Origin of the sequence: Sneathiella sp., assembly GCF_029233945.1 — a bacterium.
Taxonomy (GTDB): Bacteria; Pseudomonadota; Alphaproteobacteria; order Sneathiellales; family Sneathiellaceae; genus Sneathiella.
The window spans coordinates 1-9,104 of the sequence record NZ_JARGOQ010000001.1; the positions used below are offsets into that span (position 1 = coordinate 1).

The window sequence follows — 9,104 nt, forward strand, 5'->3', positions numbered from 1 at the left end:
TGGTTGAGGGCGCGAAATTCCACGACGGCGCGGATTTTGACAGCTCCGATGTTAAGTACACATTTGAAGCCAATGCTGCGGAGGATAGCCAGAACAAACGTAAAGATCGCTTCACAAGCATGGAAAGTATTGAGACGCCGGATGCCAATACCGTGGTGATCAAGCTGAAAGAACGTCGCCCTGACTTGTTGGAACAACTTGGCGAATCAACCGCAGTCATCGTTGATCCGGCTTCGGATGCGACAAACGCCACTCAGCCCGTTGGCACTGGTCCCTATAAGCTTGCTAGCTGGACAAAGGGTGACAGCATAAAGCTCTCTGCAGCGGATACATATCGTGACAAGGATAGTGTAGCGATCAAGAACGTTACGATCCGGTTCATCGGAGACGGCACCGCACGTCTTGCCGCTTTGCTTTCTGGTGATGTCGATGCGACCGATATCCCGACTGAGCTCCTCTCGAGTGATTCACTGAAGCAGGATTTTGACATTATTGTTGGAAACACTAATGGCGAAGTTGTTCTCAGTACAAATAATGCGAACGAAGCTCTTTCCAAGTTGAAAGTCCGTCAGGCGATTGCGCATGCAATTAACAGACAGGAAATTATTGATGGTGCCATGTTCGGCTACGGTACACCGATTGGATCGCATTTTGCGCCACATCATCCAGATTATGTTGATCTGACAAATACCTATCCATATGATCCGGAGTTGTCCAAAAAACTGCTTGCAGAAGCAGGATATCCAGACGGGCTTGAGCTTTCTTTGAAGCTGCCGCCGGTGGACAATTATGCTCGCCAAGGAGGGCAGATCGTTGCTTCCCAGCTTGAAAAAGCAGGTTTCAAGATCAATATCGAGAATGTGGATTGGCCGAAATGGCTTGACGAGGTCTATAAGAAGAAAAACTACGATCTCTCGATCGTAGCCCATGTTGAACCCATGGATATTGGCATTTATGCCCGCGAAAATTACTACTTCAACTACAATAACCCGAAGTTTAATGAAGTGGTTGCGGCGGCTGAATCTGCAGCGTCAGCTGCCGAACGAACGGAGCTCTTGCAGACTGCACAGAAAATCTTGGCCGAAGACGCGGTTAATGGATACCTTTTCCAGTTTCCGCGAATTTATGTTGTCCGCAAGGGGCTTAAAGGTGTGTGGAACGACTTGCCGCTCTTTGCAACTGATGCGTCCCGGATGTCCTGGAGCGATTAACGCCTCTCACATCTAATCGAAGTAAAGAAACCCGCTGGCTCACACCAGCGGGTTTCTTTTTGAAGAAGGAAATTGACGAAACCTTCTTCGCGGTAACCGAAGTTTTATGCGGCGGCGGATTTACCGGTGCCCAGATAGCTCTCCAACTCATCGGCGCCACCGATTTTCTGGCCGTCGATAAAAATCTGCGGCGTGGTCAGGGCGCCCGATACCGCTCTCAGGGAGCGCATCGTTGCGTCGGTTCCAAGAACGATTTCCTCATATCCAAGGCCAGCTTTTTCCAGTGCGGTTTTTGCTCTCGCGCAATGGCCACAACCCGGTTTTGAGAAGACCGTAATCGCTTTTGGTTTTTCCGCGCTTGGGCTCAGGTAGTTCAGCATTGTGTCCGCATCCGAAACCTCGAATGGATCACCTTCGACTTCCGGCTCAATAAACATTTTCTCAACGGTACCGTCATTGACCAGCATTGAATAGCGCCAGCTCCGCTTGCCGAAGCCCAGATCGGCCTTATCCACAAGCATGCCCATGCCGTCGCTGAATGCGCCCGTTCCGTCGGGGATAAAGGTAATATTGTCGGCTTTCTGGTCTTTCTTCCATTCGTTCATGACAAAGGTATCATTGACCGAAAGGCAGATGATGCGGTCGATGCCAGCCTTCTCGAATACCGGCACAAGCTCATTATACCGGGGGAGATGCGACGAAGAGCATGTTGGCGTAAAGGCTCCGGGAAGAGCGAATAAAACAACTTTCTGGCCCTTGAAAAGCTCATCCGTTGTCACATCGCACCAGCTGTCGCCGTCGCGTGTTTTAAAGGTGACATTCGGGACTTTCTGGCCTTCCATATTTTTCATTTTTCAACTCCATCAATATGCAAATTCTGTTGATGAGCCATATATATTCAGCTCAGAAATGAATGCAAGTAGTTTTTAGAATTATTTTAAAATACTAAGCGACGTGGCCCAAAATACCTGATGGTGTCTTGACTAGGCGGCCTAACCGCAAAAGATTTCAGATGACTGTAATTGCCGCTGGTCATCATCGATGGCAGTTGGTAGAGTTTGCGCAAGGCGGTTCTATCGATTTTATCGGTCGGTTAAAAGGGAATATAGTGAGGACGATTTATCGTCCAATTCTATGGCTGCCCCCGCAACTGTAAGCGCGAAGGGGCTTTCGAAGATGCCACTGGAGAATTCTGGGAAGGCAGAAAGCACTGCGTTAGCGCGAGCCAGGAGACCTGCCGCTGATTGGAAACTAAGTCAATTCGTCGGGTGAGACGAAAACAGGAGAATGACATGCGATATAAAATAGCGGCGACGACGGTGCTTGCGGCATCGACGGTTCCTAATCTGGCATTTGCCCATCATGCGATGGGCGGCGCAATGCCGAGTAGCTTCATGGAAGGACTAATATCCGGCCTGGCCCATCCGGTAATCGGGATCGACCATCTGGCCTTTGTGGTTCTGGTGGGGCTGGCGGCGGCCTTTTTGACAAGAAAATATGTGGCGCCATTTGTCTTTATTCTTGGAACCATCGCCGGGTGCCTGTTGATTACAAATGGGGTAACCCTTCCCTACGCTGAGCTGGTGATCACAGGATCCGTCATTCTTATGGGTGCATTGGTGGTATCGGGTAAGAAAATCCCGGCGGGTCTCTATGTGGCAATTTTTGCCATTGCGGGCCTGTTTCATGGCGGTGCCTATGGTGAAGCAATTGTCGGGGCGGAAAACACGCCGCTTGTCGCTTATCTCATTGGCTTTGCTGTTATTCAGTATTCAGTCGCCATCGGCACCGGATTTATTGCTGAGAAATTCTGGCACGCAACGGAGGCTGCGGCGACAAAACCAAGGATTGCCGGTGCGGTTGCCGCTGGCGTTGGTTTCGCTTTCTTCGTCGAAAATGTCGAAGGCATGATTTTCGGTTAAAGAACAGTTGGGCCGCGCGGGCGGCCTTTTCCAAAGAAAAAGCGACGGAAAACTACCGTCTCTTTTTTATTGCAGCAATGGGTCGCCGTCAGCGGACGTACACATGTACCTCGTTAGAGGCGACGTTCGCATTTGCGGTACTCGCGAGATTAACCCGCGCCGCGGGAAGGCCCATGTCAACAAGGGAGCGCAGCACCCGTTCCGCATTCTGGACGGACTTCGCCTGATTGCTGGCGAGATTGCCGTTCAGAGGCGCGATGGAGACAACATCGAAGGATGACTGTGGCCGTTCCTGCATGGTGCGGCTGATTGCATCATAAAGTGCCTGTTCATAGGCGACATCGTCGCGATCGAAGCGGATGATGACCAGTGCCTGACGTTCCCCTGATGCGGAGTCTGTCGTTGCGGTTTCCAGATAATTGCGCGTGCCAGCGCTTGTGCCCAGAAACCCGCCATTCTTGATCGCGATGGAAGTATTGGTAAGATTCATCCGTTCCGTCCCGACATAGGCGGTCTGGCGGTTGATATCGTTGGTGAGCTGGTTCAGAAGACGGTTTGTCAGCACAGAAGTGCGGCTGGTCTCATCCTCCAGCACCGTCAACTGACGATGATCTTCCTCAATTGCGCCGCTGAGTTCAAAGGCGGATCGCACCGATTCGAGCAAGAAACCAACCTCACCCGCATCTCCGGCAACCGTATTTGCAAGGCTGTTCATACTTGAGACATCCGCCGCAATTTTCTCTAGATCGCTTTGCGCTTCATTCCATTGGTTGATCAGAATAGGGTTCCCCTTGGTCGTGCCGATCTGAAGGCGTGCGTTGATGGCGGCCATGGTGCCATGGTAGCGCTGCGACGTTGCGGTGGTTGAGGCTTCCATCGCCTCGAACTGTGAGCTGCTCTGGTTGACGCGTGCCTGAAGCGCACGGAGATTGTCCCGCAAAGTTTCAACCCGCTGCCCGACGACCGTGCCGGTACTTGGCGCCGTACTGACCTCCGGTAGCTGGAACCGGCTCGCGGCCACTTGCGGCGCGGGAGCTGAAGAGGTTGAGGCCAATGCCGCTTGCGTTGCTGTTGGATCGGCGGACATCGTCGCCTTCTCCGCGTTGGCAACAGCTTCCTGTCCTGCTTTCGCGGGTGCCGGATCTCCCGTCAGGGGCGGCAGCAGTTTTTCATCAACAAAAGAGCAACTCGCGACGAGTAACACGGCGCTGACTGCAACGGGGCGGGTGAGGTTGAATACCATGGTTGTAAAACACTCTTAGTTTCTGTGCGCGCAAAAACCCGGTAGCGGGAGGGCAAAATCGCCGTTCCATGCCGAGCGGTTATTTTAACCGGAAATCAGGGGGAGATAGTATCTAATGAAAAGCGTGGCGACAAGAAGCGATTTCGACACAACTTTTTAAGAAAATCCGGTTTAATCGCTTGCAATGCCTCCCCCTTTTGATTAATTTCCCGATCCTCAGGCAGGCGCCATACCTAAATCGCGCCTTGCAGTCGGCTAAAGACAGGCTGACAAATAAGCACCGGTAGCTCAGCTGGATAGAGCACTAGACTACGAATCTAGGGGTCGGGAGTTCGAATCTTCCCCGGTGCGCCATCTCGCAATTTCTACTGTGAATCTTACCTAAAGCCTTGAATGGAAAGGCATAATTAGGTGTTCGAAGTCCTTTGTTTCGGCTATAGGCCAAAGGCTCCAGAAAAGCCAGTCTGAGCACCATTTTCTTGCCCATGATTTCCGATTTATTCCATATATTCCAAGGGCTTGAAAGAAAAGACATGGCGTGTTCGAACGACTCCTCAAAGGTTAGTCGTGGACGACCGATTCTTTGAATCCTTTCCACCGCAACCGCTTTTTGCCGTTCCAGACTTGCCAGTCTCTTTTCATAGGCCGCAACGACAGCCGGACTTGACGCTTCAACAATTCTGTCCAGAAGCGCTTCAATCTGCTTTTCTATCTGCATGATAGTGGCCTCCAGCTCTGCTACTGATCTTCTGGACTGCATAAGGCGCATACTCCAGGCATCCTTGAACATGGTCCTGACAAGCTGGAACAGATTTTCAGCAGGCTGCAAATCCTTTAGCAGTTCCTCAAATGCTCCTTCCAGCTCCTCCTTGCGAACGGATTTACGGTAACTTGCACAACCTTTTGTCGGGCAAAGGTAATAGGGGTATTTTTTCAGCTTGCCTTTTGACCAGCAGGCCGTGAGCGGTTTGCCGCAGTCATCGCAAAGTATAAACCCACGCAACGGAAAGTCGTGGTTGATATCCTTTCGCGCCGGTGCTTTCGCCTTTTTCTTCAGGCGCTCCTGAATCTTTTCAAAGGTTTCAAGGCCGATCAGCCCTTCATGTTTACCTTCACGCAGGCTGATATTCCAATTGGGCACTTCGATATATCCAGCATAGATAACACGAGTCAGAAGATCCGTGATCCGCTGGTTCCGTATTTCGCCGTTCGGCAGGTCCTTCGGAAAAGCGGGCTGGGCCTCCAGAAAACGCTTTACCTCGGCCTGGGTCTCAAAACGTCCGGAAGCAAAGCCCTCCAGCGCTTCCTGCAAGGCAGAGGCATTTGGCTCGTTGCGGATCAGAAGTTTGCCATGCCCGCTAACGCGCTCGTACCGGTAACCGACAGGGGCCTGAAACACCCAATATCCGTTCTGGGTTCTGGCCCGCATCCTGTTGATTGTCTGCTCACCGTTCTTCTGGCGCTGGTGCTGTGACACCGAGGCCAGCAAATTCTCGACAAGCTGGGAGTCAGCATCCTCTCCGAACTCAATGGATGGGCTGACCAGCACACCGCCAGCTTCACCGATCAATACGCGCAATTCGATATGTGCCATCAGACCACGCGCCAGACGGCTGATATCGTCAATTATTACTGCATGAGGTTCCTTACCCTGTGCTTTCAGGAAAGAGAGCATGGCGAGCATGCCAGGGCGCGAGATCAGGCTGCCGGAACTGTCATCCTGGAAAACCTCTATTACGTCCATGGCCTTGTATTTTGCATACTCACGGCAACGCGTTTCCTGCGACCCCAGCCCGTCGCCCCTGACCGTCTGCTTCGTGCTGGAAACGCGGCAATAGATAACCGCTTTCTGCGGTAATTTTTCCAATGAATAGCTGTCACTCATTATTACTTAAGACCGATATCCGAATGATCGGCCCCCTCCTTTTTATCTTTTGATTTTCCAGAGTCTACTTCATTTTCGAAGGTCTGCGATAACTGACCCTCACAAAATCCGTCTTGTCCACAGACTTCCTGCAATGGGTGAACCCCGAAGCCCATTTCAACATAAGCTACGACAATCGACCACAAAGCTTGCAGGAATTCCTGCTTCTGATCTTTGCTCAAATCCGAGTCATCCAGCCAGTGCTGGTATTTCTCGGCATCCAGGGTAATAATGGGTTGCGCATGTGTAGCAAAACCAAGTGCGAGATCAGTTTTGCTGACTTGCTTTTCTTCGTCTACCATGCGAGGCTTCTCGTAATTAGTCAGCATAATGTCTTCTTTCCATTCTACCATTTTAAGTTGTCTATAACAAATTCAGGCAACTTTAGGGGGATGTCGAAACCCTTGCTCAGAAAGGGGTTCCGTCATCCGGACCATGTTTCCATCCTGGCTTGTGAGTGTCTGAACCTTCATAAAGTTTTTGAATGTCGGCGGGCGGCTCCCAATTAATTTTCAGTCTGTGAGAACAAAGCGCCATTGAGAGATATCCTTCCAATTGACATTCTGCGGTCCCCGCCGGAGCAGCGGGTGAATGAAATTCAGCCCATGCGCGGGCGAATTCATAGTCACGGCGGTCAACATGCAACGTGACGGTGACTGTCCTCCCACTTTTCGAAAATCGCGTAGAGGGCCGCTGATATTTACCGATCTCTTTCTTCATACTTTTCTCCTCAAAATATTTCTGACCAGTCAGGAGTCAGAAAAGTCACTGCACGGCAGTTATCACCGGATGCCGGAAAGACTTCCCGCCGACCCTGAATGCCGTAATAGGCGCAGTAAAATACCGACCGGCAGGATTGCCCAGGGCGCATCGGGTGATGGCACTGATAATCCCAGCCAATATGCGGGGTGCCGTAAAACAGGGCACATCCGGCAAGAAATACCATTCCCAGTAAGAACGGGCGTTTCAGCAAAAAGCGAAGCCCGTTTCTCAACCGACCGGCAGATTGTCTGACAGCATTCTTTTTCTGCTTGTTTCCCTTTGCGCCGACAACTTCGACGTCATAATTTTTCATGGCTCAGTTCCTTGCCTGATATTTCATTGTCAGTTCCGGCAGTGTCATCGGGTAAGCACCCTCAACCGGATTTTCCTCCACCCAATGCATCCACGGATCGACAAACCAGAAAGGCATCCGATTAGCTCGGATCGGCGATACCTGATTGACGAACAAAAGCTGTTCGTCAGGCGCCATTAGACGGACTTCAGCAGGAGACATGAGCGGCTGTCCGGTCTCTCCCAGATTCAAACTCACATCCGCTCTCGTATCAGGGCCAAGACCATAGCTTCTGGTTTTGACGGTACGCTGTCCCATGAGCTGCGAAAGCATGCTCGCCAGATTTTTGTCCTGCACCGCGAAGAATTGTTTCACCTCGGCCTGCGACATTACCGTTGCCGCTGTATGCGGGCCATAAATCCGTATGAGCTCGGAGAGCTCCTGCACTATCGCCCAGACACGGACGCCGAGCCCAGGCAAGGCAGTCAGGCTCTCTGCAAGTCCGGCGAGACGCCCCATATTGGCAAATTCGTCCAGCAGGAACAGAACCTCGTTTGAGCCTTTGGACCTGGCGACATCCTTTACGGCTTGCTGGGTAACCAGACCGAGCCATGCACCGTGCGTGGCGATTTTGTCCTGTGGTATGACAAGATAGATTGTGGTGTTCTTGTTCTTCAGGTCTGTGAAACTGACATCGGAGTCACTGACACAATCGCTCAACCAACCAACGGGATCGAAGATATCGACGGCCTGCACCGCTCCCTGCCGGAAATCGGCAAACTGTTCCGGATTGTCCGTGGCCTGCTGGAGCAAATCGCTTCCAAGCGCTGCGACGGCTCCATACAGTGCTTCTGACTCACACATTTCCTGCAACACGCCTTCCATCCGCCGCATGCTGGACAGTGTTAGCCACATCTCTGTCAAGGTGCAGTTTTCTTGTCGCGCAAATGTTGCCAGATGCAGCATGAGGCCGCGCAGGATCGTACGGGAGCCCTCACGGAAGTAGCGGTTCCGTGCATCTTCCGGCTCCGGTAGCAGTTGCAGTGCAAGCGATTTGGCTTCATCGAAGATACCGCGAACCAGCAGGGGATCATTCGCTGCATCAAGCAGCGGCTGTAAAGGATTATATTGATGCTGTGGCAAGCCGTGCAGCCTCCATGGATTCAGCACAACTACATCCTGGCCGAAGTGCTCTTTGCGGTGTTTGGCCGTTACTGCCGCCAACTCGCCTTTCGGATCAGTGACAAACATTGACCCCTGAAAGTGCAGCAGGTTCGGAATAACGGTGCTGATCCCCTTGCCTTGACGTGCAGGGGCAACGGTGAGCAGATGCGCCTTGCCGGAGTAGAAGAGGGGTTGCCCTTCCATCAGTCCCAGATACAGGCCATTCGGATCGAACAGGCCTGCTGCACGACACTCATCACTTGTTGCGAAGGCGGCTGTCCCAAAAGTGTTTGAGATGGCTTCAGCTTCCTTGATTTTCTCATTCTTTTTCCAGCGCGCGTAGTAACCGGCAAGCCCTGAAAGAACAGCCATCGCTCCTAAGAACTGGAAAAAGCCAAGATAAAAATGGTCGCCCGCGTCGGGGTTGGTCCCTGTAAACTCGGGCCAGTATTCGGCGGCAGTATAAAAGATTGTCCCGATGATCAGGGCACCGGTTGGTGACCCTGATTGCTTTGAACCAAACCCAATGGACATGAAAGTAACCTTCCCTGGAAATTCGAATGAGGTGCGAGAGCCATAGGGCTCT

Annotated in this window: 9 protein-coding genes, 1 tRNA gene and 1 riboswitch; of the genes, 3 read left to right on the plus strand and 7 right to left on the minus strand. The window is 51.9% G+C overall.

The window, feature by feature from the left end:
* The coding region (locus P1U71_RS00005; protein WP_301103483.1) for an ABC transporter substrate-binding protein at positions 1 to 1,211 on the plus strand (1,211 nt) is incomplete at its 5' end.
* 104 nt (positions 1,212 to 1,315) lie between these two features.
* Here the strand turns inward: P1U71_RS00005 and P1U71_RS00010 are convergent.
* The gene (locus P1U71_RS00010; protein WP_301103484.1) at positions 1,316 to 2,062 is read right to left on the minus strand and encodes a glutathione peroxidase; all 747 of its coding nucleotides are present in this window, start codon (positions 2,060 to 2,062) and stop codon (positions 1,316 to 1,318) included.
* Between the two features lie 200 nt (positions 2,063 to 2,262).
* Positions 2,263 to 2,468: riboswitch (cobalamin riboswitch) on the plus strand.
* 35 nt (positions 2,469 to 2,503) lie between these two features.
* Between P1U71_RS00010 and P1U71_RS00015 the strand changes: the two genes are divergently transcribed.
* On the plus strand, positions 2,504 to 3,133 hold the full coding sequence (locus tag P1U71_RS00015; RefSeq protein ID WP_301103485.1) for a HupE/UreJ family protein: 630 nt from the start codon (positions 2,504 to 2,506) through the stop codon (positions 3,131 to 3,133).
* Between the two features lie 88 nt (positions 3,134 to 3,221).
* Here the strand turns inward: P1U71_RS00015 and P1U71_RS00020 are convergent, their stop codons facing one another.
* On the minus strand, positions 3,222 to 4,376 hold the full coding sequence (locus P1U71_RS00020) for a hypothetical protein (protein WP_301103486.1): 1,155 nt from the start codon (positions 4,374 to 4,376) through the stop codon (positions 3,222 to 3,224).
* Between the two features lie 277 nt (positions 4,377 to 4,653).
* On the opposite strand from P1U71_RS00020, the gene P1U71_RS00025 reads away from it, so the two are divergent.
* Positions 4,654 to 4,730, plus strand: a tRNA-Arg gene (locus P1U71_RS00025).
* On the opposite strand, the gene P1U71_RS17930 is transcribed toward P1U71_RS00025, so the two are convergent.
* From P1U71_RS17930 to P1U71_RS00055, 5 genes are all read right to left on the minus strand, one after another.
* Entirely contained in the window at positions 4,681 to 6,261 is a 1,581-nt protein-coding gene (locus P1U71_RS17930; protein ID WP_367281088.1) for a recombinase family protein, read from the minus strand. The genes P1U71_RS00025 and P1U71_RS17930 overlap by 50 nt on opposite strands.
* A 2-nt stretch (positions 6,262 to 6,263) precedes the next feature.
* On the minus strand, positions 6,264 to 6,602 hold the full coding sequence (locus tag P1U71_RS00040) for a hypothetical protein (RefSeq protein ID WP_301103489.1): 339 nt from the start codon (positions 6,600 to 6,602) through the stop codon (positions 6,264 to 6,266).
* Between the two features lie 106 nt (positions 6,603 to 6,708).
* On the minus strand, positions 6,709 to 7,020 hold the full coding sequence (locus tag P1U71_RS00045) for a hypothetical protein (RefSeq protein ID WP_301103490.1): 312 nt from the start codon (positions 7,018 to 7,020) through the stop codon (positions 6,709 to 6,711).
* A gap of 10 nt (positions 7,021 to 7,030) precedes the next feature.
* The gene (locus tag P1U71_RS00050) at positions 7,031 to 7,375 is read right to left on the minus strand and encodes a hypothetical protein (protein ID WP_301103491.1); all 345 of its coding nucleotides are present in this window, start codon (positions 7,373 to 7,375) and stop codon (positions 7,031 to 7,033) included.
* 3 nt (positions 7,376 to 7,378) lie between these two features.
* On the minus strand, positions 7,379 to 9,104 hold a 1,726-nt coding region (locus P1U71_RS00055; RefSeq protein WP_301103492.1), incomplete at its 5' end, for a type IV secretory system conjugative DNA transfer family protein.